General features: G+C 57.5%; 15 protein-coding genes. 12 read left to right on the top strand and 3 right to left on the bottom strand.

Annotated features, from left to right (window positions below; genetic code table 11):
• The first annotated feature begins 53 nt into the window (after positions 1-53).
• From metH to AC3B8H_RS03290, 3 genes are all read left to right on the top strand, one after another.
• Positions 54-3,728: a methionine synthase gene (metH, locus tag AC3B8H_RS03300; protein WP_488440196.1), complete on the top strand. Its 3,675-nt coding sequence runs from the start codon at positions 54-56 to the stop codon at positions 3,726-3,728.
• A 68-nt stretch (positions 3,729-3,796) separates the two neighbouring features.
• Positions 3,797-4,303, top strand: coding sequence for a TIGR00645 family protein (locus tag AC3B8H_RS03295; protein ID WP_488440195.1), 507 nt, complete (start codon positions 3,797-3,799; stop codon positions 4,301-4,303).
• Positions 4,303-4,533: a glutaredoxin family protein gene (locus AC3B8H_RS03290; protein WP_488440194.1), complete on the top strand. Its 231-nt coding sequence runs from the start codon at positions 4,303-4,305 to the stop codon at positions 4,531-4,533. Before AC3B8H_RS03295 ends, AC3B8H_RS03290 begins: the two co-directional genes overlap by 1 nt.
• An 18-nt stretch (positions 4,534-4,551) precedes the next feature.
• Here the strand turns inward: AC3B8H_RS03290 and AC3B8H_RS03285 are convergent, their stop codons facing one another.
• The 3 genes from AC3B8H_RS03285 to aroG all read right to left on the bottom strand — a co-directional run bounded on the left by AC3B8H_RS03285 (position 4,552) and on the right by aroG (position 6,991).
• Complete coding sequence (locus AC3B8H_RS03285) at positions 4,552-4,752, bottom strand: (2Fe-2S)-binding protein (protein ID WP_488440193.1); 201 nt, start codon at positions 4,750-4,752, stop codon at positions 4,552-4,554.
• Between the two features lie 181 nt (positions 4,753-4,933).
• Entirely contained in the window at positions 4,934-5,911 is a 978-nt protein-coding gene (gene thiS, locus AC3B8H_RS03280) for a sulfur carrier protein ThiS (protein ID WP_488440192.1), read from the bottom strand.
• A 3-nt stretch (positions 5,912-5,914) separates the two neighbouring features.
• A complete protein-coding gene (gene aroG / locus AC3B8H_RS03275) occupies positions 5,915-6,991 on the bottom strand; it encodes a 3-deoxy-7-phosphoheptulonate synthase AroG (protein WP_488440191.1) in 1,077 nt (358 codons plus the stop codon).
• 105 nt (positions 6,992-7,096) lie between these two features.
• Here aroG and AC3B8H_RS03270 point away from each other — a divergent pair, with 105 nt between their 5' ends.
• The 9 genes from AC3B8H_RS03270 (at position 7,097) to AC3B8H_RS03230 (ending at position 16,145) form a co-directional block, all read left to right on the top strand.
• On the top strand, positions 7,097-7,888 hold the full coding sequence (locus AC3B8H_RS03270; RefSeq protein ID WP_488440190.1) for an RMD1 family protein: 792 nt from the start codon (positions 7,097-7,099) through the stop codon (positions 7,886-7,888).
• Between the two features lie 842 nt (positions 7,889-8,730).
• Positions 8,731-10,527: a PQQ-dependent dehydrogenase, methanol/ethanol family gene (locus tag AC3B8H_RS03265; RefSeq protein WP_488440189.1), complete on the top strand. Its 1,797-nt coding sequence runs from the start codon at positions 8,731-8,733 to the stop codon at positions 10,525-10,527.
• A 29-nt stretch (positions 10,528-10,556) separates the two neighbouring features.
• A complete protein-coding gene (locus tag AC3B8H_RS03260) occupies positions 10,557-11,417 on the top strand; it encodes a substrate-binding domain-containing protein (protein ID WP_488440188.1) in 861 nt (286 codons plus the stop codon).
• A 19-nt stretch (positions 11,418-11,436) separates the two neighbouring features.
• Complete coding sequence (locus AC3B8H_RS03255) at positions 11,437-11,916, top strand: c-type cytochrome (RefSeq protein WP_488440187.1); 480 nt, start codon at positions 11,437-11,439, stop codon at positions 11,914-11,916.
• Between the two features lie 85 nt (positions 11,917-12,001).
• Positions 12,002-12,076, top strand: a complete 75-nt coding sequence (gene pqqA / locus AC3B8H_RS03250; RefSeq protein WP_082885416.1) for a pyrroloquinoline quinone precursor peptide PqqA — start codon at positions 12,002-12,004, stop codon at positions 12,074-12,076.
• Between the two features lie 384 nt (positions 12,077-12,460).
• Positions 12,461-13,897 (top strand): c-type cytochrome, encoded by a 1,437-nt coding sequence (locus AC3B8H_RS03245; RefSeq protein WP_488440186.1) that lies wholly within the window; start codon positions 12,461-12,463, stop codon positions 13,895-13,897.
• 15 nt (positions 13,898-13,912) lie between these two features.
• Positions 13,913-15,214, top strand: a complete 1,302-nt coding sequence (locus tag AC3B8H_RS03240) for a c-type cytochrome (protein ID WP_488440185.1) — start codon at positions 13,913-13,915, stop codon at positions 15,212-15,214.
• Positions 15,215-15,242: 28 nt separating this feature from the next.
• Positions 15,243-15,752: a formaldehyde-activating enzyme gene (gene fae, locus AC3B8H_RS03235; RefSeq protein ID WP_488440184.1), complete on the top strand. Its 510-nt coding sequence runs from the start codon at positions 15,243-15,245 to the stop codon at positions 15,750-15,752.
• A 120-nt stretch (positions 15,753-15,872) separates the two neighbouring features.
• The gene (locus AC3B8H_RS03230) at positions 15,873-16,145 is read left to right on the top strand and encodes a hypothetical protein (protein WP_488440183.1); all 273 of its coding nucleotides are present in this window, start codon (positions 15,873-15,875) and stop codon (positions 16,143-16,145) included.
• Positions 16,146-16,203 lie beyond the last annotated feature (58 nt).

Raw genomic sequence — 16,203 nt, 5'->3', positions numbered from 1 at the left:
TCATGATGGCCGCGCCCACTCCGAGTCGGTAACCACTCTTATTCTTCGGATCGATGAACAAAACACAACCATTACACGAGCTCTTGTCACAACGGATACTGTTTCTGGACGGCGCGATGGGCACCATGATACAGAGCTACAAGCTTGGCGAAAAGGATTATCGCGGCACGCGTTTTGCCGATTGGCCGGTCGATCTGAAGGGTAACAACGATTTACTGTCGATCACCCAACCCGACATCATCAAGGCGATACACAAGGCCTATTTGGATGCCGGCACCGATATACTGGAAACCAATACCTTTAACTCCACCCGTATCGCGATGGCTGATTACCGGATGGAGGATTTGGCTTACGAAATCAACGTCGCATCCGCCCGGGTTGCCAAGCAGGCGGCCTTGGAAGCCAGCGCGCTCACGCCGGACAAACCGCGTTTTGTCGCCGGTGTATTGGGCCCGACCAACCGCACCTCGTCGATGTCGCCGGACGTCAATGATCCTGGCTTCCGCAACATTTCCTTTGACGACTTGGTCGAAGCCTACGCCGAAGCGACTCAAGGTCTGATTGACGGCGGCGCTGACATCATTCTGATCGAAACCGTGTTCGATACCTTGAATGCCAAGGCGGCGATCTTTGCGGTCGAGCAAACCTTCGACAAACTGGGCTACAAATTGCCGGTGATGATTTCCGGCACCATCACCGACGCTTCCGGACGCACGCTGTCCGGACAAACCGCCGCCGCGTTCTGGTATTCCTTGAAGCACGTGCAACCGATCTCTATCGGTTTCAACTGCGCGCTGGGCGCCCAGGAATTGCGCCAGTACATCGAAGAACTGTCCAACATCGCCGACACCTACGTTTCCGCGCATCCCAACGCCGGTTTGCCCAATGAGTTTGGCGAATACGACGAAACCCCGGAAATGATGGCCGCCGAACTGGCCGACTGGGCTGCCAGCGGCTATTTGAATATCATTGGCGGCTGCTGCGGCACTTCGCCGGACACGATACGCGCCATCGTCGCCGCATTGGAAAAATACCCGCCGCGCCAGATTCCAGAACTGGAAAAGCGCTGCCATCTGGCCGGACTGGAAGCCATGAGCATCGGCCCGGAAACGTTGTTCGTTAACGTTGGCGAACGCACCAATGTCACCGGCTCGGCGATCTTCAAGAAAATGATCGTCGAAGAACGCTACGAAGAAGCGTTGGAAGTGGCCAAGCAACAGGTCGAGAACGGCGCGCAGATTATCGACATCAACATGGACGAAGGCATGCTGGATTCGAAAGCCGCGATGGTGCGCTTTTTGAATCTGCTGGCAGCCGAGCCGGACATCGCCAAAGTGCCGGTCATGTTGGATTCTTCCAAGTGGGAGATTCTGGAAGCGGGCTTGAAGTGCATCCAAGGCAAGGGCATTGTTAACTCGATTTCCATCAAGGAAGGCGAGGAAAAATTCATCGAACACGCCAAATTGGTACGTCGCTATGGCGCGGCCGTGATCGTGATGGCGTTCGACGAGCAAGGCCAAGCCGACACGATGGCGCGCAAGGTGGAAATCTGCACCCGCGCTTACCAGATTCTGACCGAACAAATCTGCTTCCCGCCGGAAGACATCATCTTCGACCCCAATATCTTCGCGGTCGCCACCGGCATCGAGGAGCATAACAATTACGGCGTCGATTTTATCGAAGCCACCCGTACCATCAAGCAAACCTTGCCGCATGCCTTGGTGTCAGGCGGCGTGTCGAACGTGTCGTTCTCGTTTCGCGGCAACAATCCGGTGCGCGAAGCCATCCATGCGGTGTTCCTGTATCACGCCGTCCATGCTGGCATGGACATGGGTATCGTCAACGCCGGACAGTTGGCTATTTATGCCGATATTCCGGAAGAACTGCGTAACGCCGTCGAAGACGTAATCCTGAACCGTAGCCCGGAAGGTACCGAAAAACTGCTGGAAATCGCCGAGAAATATCGCGGCAGCGGCCAGGCAGCCAAGGTGGAAACCCTGGAATGGCGCGAATGGCCGGTCAACAAGCGTTTGGAACACGCGCTGGTCAAAGGCATCGCCGATTACATCGAAGAAGACACCGAAGCGGCGCGGCTCGAAGCCGAAAAACCGCTGCACGTCATCGAAGGGCCGTTGATGGACGGCATGAACGTGGTCGGCGATTTGTTCGGCGAAGGCAAAATGTTCCTGCCGCAAGTGGTGAAGTCGGCGCGGGTGATGAAAAAAGCCGTGGCCTATCTGATGCCGTTCATGGACGCAGAGGTCGACGGTAGCGAGCGGCAAACCAACGGCAAGGTGCTGATGGCCACCGTCAAGGGCGACGTGCATGACATCGGCAAAAACATCGTCGCCGTGGTGCTGCAATGCAACAACTATGAAGTCATCGACCTGGGCGTGATGGTGCCTGCCGAGACGATTTTGAAAACCGCCCGCGACGAAAAAGTCGATGTCATCGGTCTCAGCGGCTTGATTACCCCGTCGCTGGATGAAATGGTGCACGTCGCCAAGGAGATGCAGCGCCAGGGCTTTACGATTCCGTTGATGATAGGTGGTGCGACGACATCGCGCGCCCATACCGCCGTCAAAATCGAACCCAATTACCAAGCCGCGCCAACCGTGTATGTGACAGATGCCTCGCGCGGCGTCGGCGTGGTCAGCGCCTTGCTTAGCGAAGACTTGCGTGCCGATTTTGTCGAGAAAACCCGCGAGGAATATGCCTTGGTGCGCGAACGCCATAAAGGCAGGCAAGCCAAGAATCCGCAGCACGATTTGGCGGGCGCGCGCAAAAACAAATTCAACTACGCCGATCACCGGCCGGTCAAACCAAAGTTTCTCGGCACTCAGGTCGTCGAAGATTTTCCGCTGGAAACATTGGTCGGCTACATCGACTGGTCGCCATTCTTCCAAACCTGGGAGTTATCCGGCAGTTACCCGGCGATTTTGACCGACCATGTGATCGGCGTCGAGGCATCGAAGCTTTTCGACGACGCGCAAAACATGTTGCGGCAACTGGTTAAAGAGCACTGGCTGACCGCCAAAGCCGTCATCGGCTTTTTCCCGGCCAATAGCGATGGCGATGATATTGTGCTTTTTACCGATGACAGCCGAACCGAGCAACGCGAAGTGCTGCATCATTTGCGCCAGCAAAACGTCAAGGCACCGGGCCGACCCAATTACTGCCTGTCCGACTTTATCGCGCCGGTCGGTAGCGGGATCGCGGATTATCTGGGCGGTTTCGCGGTGACCTCCGGTATCGGCATCGAAACCAAACTCGCCGAATTTGAAAAAGACCACGACGACTACAGCTCGATCATGCTGAAAGCGCTGGCCGACCGTCTGGCCGAGGCGTTTGCGGAATATATGCACCAAGCCGTGCGCCGCGACTACTGGGGCTACGCCGAAGGCGAAACGCACGACAACCTGGCCTTGATCGAGGAAGCCTATCAAGGCATCCGCCCGGCGCCCGGCTATCCGGCCTGTCCGGATCATACCGAAAAGGCCAAATTGTTCGAATTGCTGAACGTGACCGCAAATACCACGATCGAATTGACCGAAAACTTTGCGATGTATCCGACCGCCGCGGTCAGCGGCTGGTATTTCTCACACCCGGATTCGCAGTATTTCAATGTCGGCAAGATCGATCGTGATCAGCTGGAAGATTACGCTCGGCGCAAGAAAATCAACGTCGAAGTGGCGGAGCGGTGGCTGGCCGCCCACGTAAATCACTAACCCCCCATTCCACTGCCAGCGACGCAAGAGTTTGCGTCCTTGCACCTCGACCGGTAACTGTCTCGACCATGACTATGCAAAAACGTATCGAACATTTCCTGGAACGCACCATGTATGCCAGCCGTTGGATCATGGCGCCAATCTACCTCGGCATGACGCTGGTCCTGGCGGTTTTGGCGGTGAAATTTTTTCAGGAGCTCTACCATTTCATTCCGCATGTACTGGAACTACCCGATAGCGAGGTCATTCTGAAATTATTGACCTTCATCGATCTGGCCCTGGTCGGCAGCCTGACCGTGATTGTGATGTTTAGCGGCTACGAGAATTTCGTTTCCAGGATGGATATCGAAGCGGACACCGAGAAATTGGAATGGCTGGGCACTCACGACTACGGATCGCTAAAAACCAAGGTTACTTCGTCGATTGTCGCGATTTCGTCGATCCATTTGCTGAAAATCTTCATGAATCTGCACGCCACCGCAACCGACAAGTTGCAGTGGTACGTGATCATTCACCTGACGCTGGTGGTCTCGGCCTTCTTCATGGGTTACCTGGACAAGATTTCCAAGCACTGATGGCCGATTTAATTCTGTATGGCAGCGACGGCTGCCATTTGTGCGAAGAGGCCGAATTCTTGCTTGAGCAACTCGGCGTGCCGTTCCGAAAACAAGACATTCTGAACGACGATGCCGCCTACCAGCGCTACGCGCTGAAAATCCCGGTGTTGTGCGACGCCGGTGATGGCGCGGAATTGAATTGGCCGTTCGACGAGGCGCAGGTTCTAGCCTACTTGGCCGGTCGTTGAGCCGCTTTGGATCCGGTTCTAGCCGCCGCCGGCCGCCCGGCGAGCGTCCGCCCCAAACAATTGCTCGAATTCGTATTCGCAGCCGCCGCAACCGGACGCCGCGCCGGTGATGCGCGACACCCTTTCGGGCTCCGTGATGCCTTCGGCAATCAATTGTTCGATCTGGCTGCGAGTGGTGCCGCTGCAATAACAAAGGACATCGTCCGGGTCGAGGCTCATGATGGATATTCCGAATTGAAAGTGTCGTTAAAGCCGGTAGGTGCCTGATTCGGCCATCCGCGATCCGGCTCGCCCGCCGTCAATCGCGACTCCGTTCCCGCTAGGATTCGGAGGCTCGCAACAGCCACGGCGCCGGTCGGACAGCGTTGCGTAGCGGCGACAGCCGCCGCCACGCGCATGCTTACAAAAACAAGCCGTCGATCGGCGACGAGGCCGAGGCGAAACGCTTGCGCGGCATCCGTCCGGCCAGGAAAGCTTCGCGGCCGGCCTCGATGCCTTTTTTCATCGCCGAAGCCATCAGCACCGGGTTTTTCGCGGCGGCGATCGCGGTGTTCATCAATACGCCGTCGCAACCCAATTCCATCGCAATCGCCGCATCGGAAGCGGTACCGACGCCGGCGTCGACCAGAATCGGCACCTTGGCGTTTTCGACGATAGTCAGAATGTTGTACGGATTGCGGATGCCCAGGCCGGAGCCGATCGGCGCGGCCAGTGGCATCACCGCGACACAGCCAATGTCTTCCAGACGCTTGGCGGCGATCGGATCGTCGTTGGTGTACACCATCACGTCAAAACCGTCCTTGACCAATAATTCCGCGGCAACGAAGGTTTCGGCCACATCGGGGAACAGTGTCAGTTGGTCGGCCAACACTTCCAGTTTGACCAAGTTATGCCCGCCAAGCAGTTCGCGGGCCAGGCGGCAGGTTCTGACCGCGTCGTCGGCGCTGTAGCAACCGGCGGTGTTGGGCAAAATCGTGTATTTGTCCGGCGAAATCACGTCCAGCAGATTCGGTTCGCCGGGGTTCTGGCCGATGTTGGTGCGGCGAATCGCCACGGTGACGATTTCGGCGCCGCTGGCCGCGATCGCGTCGCGGGTTTCTTCCAAATCCTTGTACTTGCCGGTACCCACCAACAGCCGCGAGCGGTATTGCTTGCCGGCCAACGTGAAGTAGTCGTCCTGGCCGCCGCCGATGGCGTGGACGATTTCCAGGCGGTCGCCATCCTTCAGCGTTTGTTGACCGTGCTGCGTAAACGGCAGGATTTCCAGATTCAATTCGACGGCGATGCGCTTGCCGGTCAGGCCCAAATCGGCGATGACATCGGCGACGGACGTGTTGTCGCCGACCTCGCGGCTGTCGCCATTGACGTGTATTTTCATGCGTTAAACCTTGGGTATAGCGGCACGGCGGCGTTCGACGGCGCCGGCCAAATCGTTAAGTAATTTGACGGTATCGTCCCAACCCAGGCAAGGGTCGGTAATGCTTTGGCCGAAGGTCAGCGCCTTGCCGTCTTCGACATCCTGGCGCCCTTCGACCAAATGGCTTTCGGCCATCACGCCGACAATGCGCTGGTCGCCCTGGCGGATTTGGCCAGCCACATCCTGCGCCACCAACATTTGCCGCTCGTACTTCTTTTGGCAGTTGGCGTGGCTGAAATCGATCATGATGTTGGGCCGCAGGCCGGCTTCTTCCAGGCCCTCGGCAACCTGCTGCACGCTGACTTCATCGTAATTGGGGCGGTTGTTGCCGCCGCGCAGAATGATGTGAGCGTCTTCGTTGCCGCGCGTCGAAAAAATCGCCGAGCGGCCTTCCTTGGTCAGCGACAGAAAGTGGTGCGGACTCATCGCCGCGTTGATCGCATCGATCGCGATTTTCACGCCACCGTCGGTGGCATTCTTGAAGCCGACCGGGCAAGACAGCCCGGAGGCCAGTTCCCGGTGCACCTGGCTTTCGGTGGTGCGCGCGCCGATCGCGCCCCAGGAGATCAGGTCGGACACGTACTGCGGCGTGATCAAGTCCAGGTATTCGGTCGCCGCCGGCACGCCCAGGTTGTTGACGTCGGACAACACCTTGCGCGCCATCCGCAAACCCTTGTTGATATTGAAGCTGCTGTTCAAATCCGGATCGTTGATCAATCCCTTCCAGCCCACCGTGGTGCGCGGTTTCTCGAAATACACCCGCATCACGATCACCAGATCCTTTTCCAGCCGCTCGATTTCCCGTTTCAAACGTCTGGCATACTCGACCGCCGCGTCGGGATCGTGTATCGAGCAGGGGCCGATCACTACCAGCAAGCGGTCGTCGTTGCCGTACAAAATGTCGTGGATCGCAGCGCGGGTTTTCAGAATATTGGCGGCGGCGACTTCGGTCATCGGGATCTCTTCATGAACCTGAATCGGCGCTACGACATCCTTGGTGTCGCAAATTCTTAAATCGTCGGTGTTATAGTGGGTAGGCATAAGCGTGGCCGTAGGCTCGAAGATTGGTCTAAAACCGCTATTTTAACCTTTGCGCCGCCTGTGGTACAAAGTAATGCTAAGCCTGTAACGGAAATCGACCTGACCATGGAAAATCGTATCGTTAAGCGCTGCATGACTGTCTGTTTGGCGCAATCGTTCCGTTTTGCCGATCTGCGCGAAAAACTGCTCGACACCCGCCGTACCCAAGTCTTCAGAAACGCCGTGATCGTCGATTACAAAACCGGCTGCGCGGTGGTGTTTTCCTATGGTGTCGTGGTTTACTGGAACGTCGCGCTGGACGAGCGCCACGGTTTGCAGGAGTTGTTGCTCGAATATGCGGTGACGCCGGCCGACGAACCGCCGGAAGACAATTTCAGCTACGAAACCGACTGCGAACAGGACCGTTTCCAACACGATCATATCGAATTGCAATCCGGCGACTTCCTGGTCTTGCTGGCCTTGTCGCACGCGATGGCCCAGTCGATTAAGCTGGCCGCCTTCGAAGGCCATGCCATCGACACAATCCGCGCCACCGCCCACCTGCCGCGCTCGCTGGCCCGGGAGGGCAAAATCAAATTAAACCGCCAGGCGATGGCGATGATCCGCGGCCAGTTGTTCCTGACCAAAAGCGACATCATTCTGAACTACGACTTGCTGGACACCCCGGAATTCTTCTGGGAGCACCCGGAATACCAGAGCATGTATTCGATGGCCGCCAATTATCTGGAAATCGCGCCGCGCACCGAGGTATTGTCCAAAAAGCTGGAAACGATACACGAACTGCTGGAGATGCTGGCGGACGAGCAAAAACACCAACATTCCTCGGCGCTGGAATGGATCATCATCTGGTTGATCGCGGTCGAGATCGTGATGTCGGTCGTGGACAGACTGCTTTAGCCGGTCCTTTACCGGCCGCGCTTCTAAAACACACGTCGCGCCGCCAATCGATACGGCCAGGCATCCGCCGCCGCTCATCTCACCGCAAAAAATCGAGGTCAACCCCGCCAATAGCAGTCTCCCGGGGCCCCAATTGCATCGCTTTCCTGAAGACATCAGGACCCGGCTTGCCTGTCTCCAACGGGTGTCAAACTGTTGTCAGACGCCTAGCGAGCTAACTGTCTTGTCACGCCAGCCTCGTTTTCAGCCCCAGTGAGCGTAACAGTCACCCCCTGGGCCAACACCTCTCGCCAATCAGCCTGTTTTAATAAAAGTCTAATCACTTTTTAAGTTTAAAATTAATATACAAGACTAGGCTGACCGGACTGAAACATTCTCAATGAAATACTAAAATACGGGGATGCTTTCGATAAAATTCCGTATTTGACAACTCCATTTAAAATCCAACACCTCTCAAGTTCCACAATAACTCACCTCCTACCACCACGCCCCTGCACGCGCCGACCGTTGATAAAATTCATATTGTTTATCAAATAATTGGGATAAACAAAACCGGAATCCGGATCTAAATGCCTTGCGTCAACAGGAAAAAATCCTGAATTTAATTTGGATTTAATCCCGTGTTAACTAAACATTCATTCCAGCCGGATATTCTGAATATGCCCGACTTATTTTCGATGTTGGCGCATTAATTCCTAAATACTAGGTTTGTTTTTTCATAGATTCGAAAGGACTCGACGTCATCAGTTATCGAAACGAATTTCGATATTCATTTTTCGCGATTTTCCGCTGATTTCGTTATTGCCTTTTCGACCGTCAATCCATTAGAAGGAGGCCATTCAATGACCACTGAAAACCCGCTTTGTGTTAATTCAAAGCTCGGCCGCAATCGGCGAACGACGCCGATTGTCGGCTTGCTGCTCGGGGCCGGACTATTGGCCGCGCAAGCCGTGTCCGCGCAGACCGGTGCCGGCGCCGAGTGGACCACTGCCGGCGGCACGCCGGAAGGCATTCGCTTTAGCGAGCTGACCGACATTACTCCCGCCAACGCCGGGAAATTAAAAGAAGAATTTGCCTTTAAAACCGGCACTCACGGCAGCCACATGGGCGAGCCGCTGGTGGTCGGCAACACCCTGTACGTGGTAACGCCCTTTCCCAACAAATTGATCGCCTACGATCTTGGCACCGGCAAACCCAAATGGGCCTACGCCCCCAATATCAGCGAATACGCCGAGGGCGCCAATTGCTGCGGCGGCATCAATCGCGGCGCAGCCTACGCCGACGGCAAAATAGTCTTCAACCTGCTCGATAACACCACCGTGGCGGTTGATGCGGTCAGCGGCAAGGAAGTTTGGCGCAATCGTTTGGCCGACCCGCATACCGGCGTGACGATGACCGTCGCGCCGATCATCGCCAAAGGCAAGGTGATTACCGCGTCATCCAGCGGCGAGATGGGCGTGCGCGGCTGGATTCAGGCGCTCGACCTGAAAACCGGCAAAGCCTTGTGGCGCGCCTATAACACCGGCCCCGACAAGGACGTGCTGATCGGCCAAAACTTCCGCGACAACTCGGTCTATTACAAGGGCTTGGTCGACCAGGGCGCGACCAGTTGGCCCAACCAGCGCGCCTATCTGTTGGGCGGCAGCGCCGCCTGGGGTTATTTGACCTACGATCCCGAACTGGACTTGCTGTTCTACGGCACCAGCCAACCCGGCGTATGGAACACCGATATGCGCTGCGACCAAGCCGCGTACGCCAAGGACCCGCAAAAATGCGCCAACAAATGGGGCGCCTCGGTGTTCGCCAGAAAACCCGACACCGGCGAAGCGGTCTGGGCCTATCAGTTCACCCCTCACGACAGTTGGGACTACGACGCCGCCAGCGAAGCCATCGCGGTCAATCAAACCGTCACGGTTGGTGGCGTTCGCCACGACAAATTACTGGTGCACTTCAACAAGAACGGTTTTGCCTATACCTTTGACCGGGCCACCGGCGAAGTGTTGTTGGCACCGCAGTTCGTGGATGAAGTCAATTGGGCCAACGAAGTGGATACCGCGACCGGCCTGCCGGATGTCAACGAAGACATGCGGGTTCATCAAGGCGTGCTGACCGAGAAAATCTGTCCGTCGGTGCTCGGCGGCAAGGGTTGGGAACCGGCTTCGTTTTCGCCGAAAACCGGATTGTTCTACGCTCCGACCTTTAATCTGTGCAGCAATTTAGAGGCATTGAAGGCGGAATTCATTTCCGGCGCGCCTTATATGGGGACCGATTACAGCATCGGGCCGGCCTCGGACACCAGTTATGCCAGCGAGCTGATCGCCTGGGACGCCACCAAGGGCGAGAAGCTTTGGGGCGTCAAGGAGCAAGCCTGGATCTACGCCGGAACGCTGACGACGGCCGGCGGCGTGGTGTTTTACTCGACCAAGGCACCGGCGTTGAAAGCGGTCGATGCCAAAACCGGCGCGCCGTTGTTTAACGCCGCGCTGCAATGCAACACGGTCGGCAACCCGATCAGTTTTGCCGGCGCGGACGGCAAGCAACGCATCGCGGTATTCAGCGACGACAAATGCGCGGCCAACGCCCAAGGTGAACACCAAACCGGCAACGGCGGTTGGGTTCACGTTTACAAGCTGCCCTGATGTCCTTCATCGGTACGGAGAAAGCCGCCATGCACCAATCTTTCAATCGCCAAGCCGCAATCGCCCTGATCGCTGCGCTACTGGTCCTAGCCGCGCCGGCTTCGGCCGAATCCGAGCTGCGTGTATGCGCGGACCCGGACAATCTGCCGTTTTCCAGTCGCAATCAAGAGGGCTTCGAAAACAAGATTGCCGCGCTGTTGGCCGACGATCTGCGGGTCAAGTTGAGCTTTTACTGGCAAAAGCAGCGTCAGGGTTTCATCCGGGAAACCTTGGGCGCCGGTCATTGCGATGTCGTGATGGGTGTGCCGCACGGCTACGAACGGGTGCGCTCCACCCCGCCGTATTACCGCTCCGGCTATGCCTTCGTGACGCCCGCCGGCCGGCATTTGCAAATCTCCTCGTTCGACGATCCGCGCTTGCGCGATCTGAAAATAGGCCTGCACGCGATCGGCAACGACGGCGCCAATTCGCCGCCGGCGCACGCGCTGGCTAGCCGAGGCATCGTTGAAAACATCGTCGGCTATTCGATGTGGGGCGAGGAAACTCAGGAAAACCCTCAGGGCGAGATCGTGAGCGCTGTTGCCAAGGGCGAGATCGATCTGGCCGTGGTTTGGGGGCCGGTTGCCGGTTATTTTGCCCAACCTTACGGCGACGCAATCCAGGTTACACCGATACCGGCTGATTCCGGTAGCCCGGAAATGCCGTTTGCGTTCGACATCGCGCTGGGCGTCCGTAAAGACGACCAAGCCCTGTCCGATCGTTTGGCGGCCAGCCTGGCCCGCAAACGGCCGGAGATCCAAGCAATTCTGGCGACTTACCACGTACCGACCATCGAACCAGTCATCGGCTCAACGCCATCCGCGACGGATAGCGTGGCCGCTAACCATTGATATAAGAGGTAAATCAATCATGCGAGTTATACAGACACTCAGTTGCGCCGCCTTGGGCTTGATGCTCATCGTCGGCGGTATCGGCGCAGCGCGGGCGGATCGCCCCAAGACGGGCGGCACCTATTCGGAAAAAGGTTCCAGCCGGACCGGCACCGGTGGCGGGTCTTCCGTGGCGGCCGATCCGAAACTGACCACCCCGCCGCAATGCATCACGCCGACTCAGGACGCCGCCGGCGAAGGCCGGAGAGCCTTCATGCGGATGAATTGCTATAGCTGCCACGGCATGGGTGGTCACGGCGGCGCAATGGGCCCAAGTTTGGTCGGGGAAGCGGACGAAACCGCCGAGGCGGTCACGCAAGGCGAAGGAGAGGGTATGCCGTCGTTCAAAAACAACTTGTGCCACAACGATCTCGCCAACCTGACGGCCTATCTGCGCCTGTTGGGAACCGGATCGGAACCGACTTTCGTCAATTGGTGGGAATCGCATCCTAGCCGTTAAACGTGTGTCTAACCGGCCGGGCCAAGCCGGCCGGTTCGGCCGCGAATCGAGTATTCAATAAACAAAATTACTGGAGATCATAGCCATGAAATGGGAAACCCCACGTTATCAAGACTTGCGCTTCGGCTTCGAAGTGACGATGTATATTTACAACCGTTAAACGCGTTCTCAGCCAACCCGGGCCGTCGGCCCAAAACCGACGGTTCAACTTTTCGAATCCCGTCTGCCGAATTTTGGGCTGGCAATCATACCCAAAGCCGGTTTCCGGCCAAACCGGCGTCATACCGAATTCGGCCAGCCTCGCCCGCCGCCGCAATTCCCGGACGGATCGGGCAGTTATTGTCCGTTTAATTTCTGCATAGCTGTCCAGTTTCTACACTATTTCACCGAGTCGGACGACCGGACATCGCCCGCGATTTATCCACGCGCCCCCAGACTGCCGACCGCCAGGCCTCGCACCGCGCGGCTTGACAGGCTCACTAGGCAAAACCGGCATGGCAATTGCTTTTGGCTCAGGCAAATCTGACTTTGCTTAGGGACCTACATGGATTTTCCAATATTTCATATCGACTTCATCGGAAACCGTTTGCTGATCGCGGTCGATGCGATTCTGCACGTGCTGATCAATCACGCCTTCGCGATCGGCGCGCTGCCGATCGTTGTATTGCTGGAATACACCGGGATTCGTCACGGCGATCCGCGCTGGGACACGCTGGCCTACCGTTTGTTGAAAGTGGTATTCATCGTGACGACGACGGTCGGGGCGTTGACCGGCGTCGGTATTTGGTTTTCGGCGGCCTTGGTCAATCCGGCGGCCATCGGCAGCTTGATCCGGGTGTTTTTCTGGGGCTGGTTCGTCGAATGGATCGTATTCGTCAGTGAGGTGTCGCTGATCATGCTGTATTTCCTGAGCTGGCCGCACTCGACCGAGTCGGCGCGGGCCAAACGGCGCCATATGCGCTTCGGCGTGATGTTGGCGGCGTTTTCGTGGGTCACGATGGCCATCATCGTCGCGATCCTCGGCTTCATGATGGACCCCGGCGACTGGCACGACCGGCAATCGTTGTGGGCCGGCCTGTTCAATCCGATGTATTTGCCGCAACTGGCCTTTAGAACCTCGTTGGCCATGGTCATGGGCGGTATGACGATGATGGCCTTCGGTTATTGGTTTACCGACCACGACACGACTTTCCGAGAGGGCTTGGCGCGCACGATTTGCGTTTGGACCGCGTTGTGGACCGGTCTGTTGGCGATCACCGCGTGGTGGTATTCCAGCGTGGTGCCGGCGCACATGCTGGCCAATATTCCGGTCGCGGTCACCACCCAGGCCTATACCGACTGGCTCGCCAATTTCAAGTGGGTGTTGATCGCCGGCCTGCTGTTCGTCGGCTGGGTGCTGGCCGACAGCCTGCGCCGTCCCGGCCGTTTGCACGGCGGCCAGTACGTGGCGGCGGCGCTGGTGTTGTGCGTGATGCTGGGACAGTTCGAACGGGTCCGCGAGTTCATCCGCAAGCCCTTCATCATCGGTAACTACATGTACGCCAACGGCATCCGGGTCGCCGATTACCCCTTGCTGCAACGCGACGGCATTTTGAAGCACGCGGTTTACGCAAGCGTGCGCGACATACGTTCCGATAATCAAACCCTTGCCGGCCGCGAAGTGTTTCAACTGGCTTGTACCCGTTGCCATACCGTCAAGGGTGTCAACGGCATCCGTGCCCAATTGGTGCGAATGTACGGCGACCCGCGCTGGAACGCCGACGTGATTGCCGCCTATCTGGAAAACATGCATGGCGCCCGCTACTTCATGCCGCCGTTCCCAGGCAACCAGGAAGAACTGACCGCGTTGGCGGTTTATTTGGCGTCGCTGCAAAACCGCGCCCAGTCTTATGAAGGCGTTCAGGTCACCGGCATTCCCAAACCCGACCACGTGGCGACGTCCACGCACTACGGCAGCATCCCCGATCTTACTCATCCATAAATCAGGAAACCCGACATGAATGTTCCAGTACCTCGCGACATCCCGCTACCGCTGCCGGCGCCGGAGGGATTGCTCGAAGTCTTGTTGATCGTCTCGTTCATCGTGCACATCGTGTTCGTGCACATGATGCTGGGCGGATCGCTGTTCAGCCTGTTCTGCCAAATCAAGGGCCTGAAGCAGATCGAATACGAGCGCTTGGCCTATAAAATCGCCCAGGCGGTCACCGTCAACAAAAGTCTGGCGGTGGTGATGGGCGTCGCTCCGCTGTTGATCATCAACACACTGTACGCGCCGCAGTTTTACGCCTCCAGCGCCTTGATCGGCGGCGCCTGGATGGCCGTGATCCCGCTGGTGGCGGTCGCTTTTCTGCTGGCCTACGCGCATAAATTTTGGTGGGATCGCTTCGTCAACATTCCGGAACTGCATATCGGCATCGCCGCGCTGGAATCGGCGTTGTTCCTGTTTATTCCGCTGATCTACATGACCAACGTCAATCTGATGTTGTTTCCGGAATATTGGCCGGAGGTGAAAGGCTTTTTCTCGGCCATGCTGCTGCCGAACGTGTTGCAGCGCTACTTGCACTTCGTTTCGGCGGCGATTTTATTCAGCGCGCTGTTTTTCGTGTGGTGGAGCGGCCGGCCGGCGTTCCAGGCCGAGGTCAAACTCAGCCAACCGTTGCTGCAATCGGTACGCCGCTTTTTCTACGCCTTTGCGTTTGGCGCGACCCTATTTCAAATCCTGTCCGGATTGGTGGTCTTTGTCAGCCTGCCAGCCCAAGGTATGAGTTGGGCCGTTACCTTGTTGCTGTTCGCCGGTGGCGGTTTCGGTATTCCGGCGCTGTACTGGATGTGGGGCAATCTGGTGAACCCCGAAAACCCGCTGGACCGGCATTTCAACAAAATCATCGGTCTGTTCGCCTGCGCGATCTTGGCGATGGCCGTGGCCCGCCATCAATACCGCGTGCAGGCGTTGAAAGACCACAAATCCGCGATCGCCCAGAAAACCGCCAACTATCTGGCGGCTGCGGAGGAGGCGAGAAAGGACGCCGAATTGGCCGCATTGGCGCAACAAAACGAACCGGTCGATCCCGGCGAGCAAGCTTTTCAACGCAATTGCGCCGCTTGCCACCACATGAATCTGCCGACGGTCGGCCCGGACATGGGCGAAATCCGCCGGATTTACGCCGACGACGCCAAGGGCCTGATCCGCTGGACCCAAAATCCCGGCAAGAAACGCGAAAACAGCATGCAAATGCCCGGATTTGCGCATCTGAGCGAAACCGAACTGCGGGCCATCGCCGACTACATGCTGCGTTAACGCGGCAATCTCAAGCCAGAGGAAGCGAATGACAAAAATACTGCAACCATGCGTCGGCGAAGCCTTGGTCGGCGACGGCAACGAGATCGCTCATATCGATCTGATCCTGGGGCCGCGCGGCTCGGCCGCCGAAACCGCGTTCGCGCTGGCCTTGACCAACAACAAGGAGGGCTTTTCGACGCTGTTGGCCGTCGTCGCACCCAATTTAATGGTCAAGCCGGCCACGATTCTATTCAACAAAGTCACGATCAAGGGCGCCAGGCAGGCCGTGCAAATGTTCGGTCCGGCTCAGCGCGGCGTGGCAATGGCCGTGGCCGATTCGGTTGAACACGGCACGATTCCGCTGGAGCAGGCCGACGACTTGTTTATCTCGGTCGGCGTGTTCATCCACTGGGCCGCCGAGGACGACGACAAAATCGAACGCTACAACTACCAAGCAACCCGATTGGCCATCGAACGGGCGGTTTCCCACCGGCCCGGCGCGGCCGAAGTCATTGCGGCCAAGGCCGGTGCCAAGCACCCCTTCGCCGCGAAATGAGCGCGCCGGCGCCGTCACGCCCGGCACCGGCAACGGGCAAGGATGCACACCCGAGAAATCCCGGATGGATTTATCCAGCATTCGCCGAGGCGAACGCATTCACTGAAAAGGAGTTATCCAATGACGCAATTGACGACAGCATCGCAAGCCCAAAATATTCAGGCCAGTAAAAAAAGCAAACGGCCGGCCAAACCGGAGTCCGACGCGATCGAGCTGTTTCCGCTACCGATCTATTTTCAGACCCATTTCCAGCACATCCACGAAAACAACCAAGCCCTGCATCAGGAGATTCGCGCGCTGAACCGACATCTGGCGCGCCTGGAAGCCAAAATGGATCTGGCTTTGCAGGCCGGTTGGGAGAAACGGTGCGCAAACTGTCCCAAGCGTAATTAATTCCGGGCCGGACGGCCGGCCCGGGGCGTTTACCCCAATCCGCCGACTTTTCCGGTAA

Source organism: Methylomonas sp. BG-2, from assembly GCF_057766305.1.
This window is presented reverse-complemented; position numbering and strand designations above follow the sequence as displayed.

What these genes read in the sequence shown, in the direction of transcription:
- AC3B8H_RS03295 (WP_488440195.1), top strand. Translation starts at nt 3,797, where the DNA reads ATGACTATGCAAAAACGTATCGAACATTTCCTGGAACGCACCATGTAT.
- metH (WP_488440196.1), top strand. Translation starts at nt 54, where the DNA reads ATGAACAAAACACAACCATTACACGAGCTCTTGTCACAACGGATACTG.
- AC3B8H_RS03230 (WP_488440183.1), top strand. Translation starts at nt 15,873, where the DNA reads ATGACGCAATTGACGACAGCATCGCAAGCCCAAAATATTCAGGCCAGT.
- AC3B8H_RS03285 (WP_488440193.1), bottom strand. Translation starts at nt 4,752, where the DNA reads ATGAGCCTCGACCCGGACGATGTCCTTTGTTATTGCAGCGGCACCACT.
- AC3B8H_RS03290 (WP_488440194.1), top strand. Translation starts at nt 4,303, where the DNA reads ATGGCCGATTTAATTCTGTATGGCAGCGACGGCTGCCATTTGTGCGAA.
- AC3B8H_RS03270 (WP_488440190.1), top strand. Translation starts at nt 7,097, where the DNA reads ATGGAAAATCGTATCGTTAAGCGCTGCATGACTGTCTGTTTGGCGCAA.
- AC3B8H_RS03255 (WP_488440187.1), top strand. Translation starts at nt 11,437, where the DNA reads ATGCGAGTTATACAGACACTCAGTTGCGCCGCCTTGGGCTTGATGCTC.
- AC3B8H_RS03245 (WP_488440186.1), top strand. Translation starts at nt 12,461, where the DNA reads ATGGATTTTCCAATATTTCATATCGACTTCATCGGAAACCGTTTGCTG.
- aroG (WP_488440191.1), bottom strand. Translation starts at nt 6,991, where the DNA reads ATGCCTACCCACTATAACACCGACGATTTAAGAATTTGCGACACCAAG.
- AC3B8H_RS03260 (WP_488440188.1), top strand. Translation starts at nt 10,557, where the DNA reads ATGCACCAATCTTTCAATCGCCAAGCCGCAATCGCCCTGATCGCTGCG.
- thiS (WP_488440192.1), bottom strand. Translation starts at nt 5,911, where the DNA reads ATGAAAATACACGTCAATGGCGACAGCCGCGAGGTCGGCGACAACACG.
- AC3B8H_RS03265 (WP_488440189.1), top strand. Translation starts at nt 8,731, where the DNA reads ATGACCACTGAAAACCCGCTTTGTGTTAATTCAAAGCTCGGCCGCAAT.
- fae (WP_488440184.1), top strand. Translation starts at nt 15,243, where the DNA reads ATGACAAAAATACTGCAACCATGCGTCGGCGAAGCCTTGGTCGGCGAC.
- AC3B8H_RS03240 (WP_488440185.1), top strand. Translation starts at nt 13,913, where the DNA reads ATGAATGTTCCAGTACCTCGCGACATCCCGCTACCGCTGCCGGCGCCG.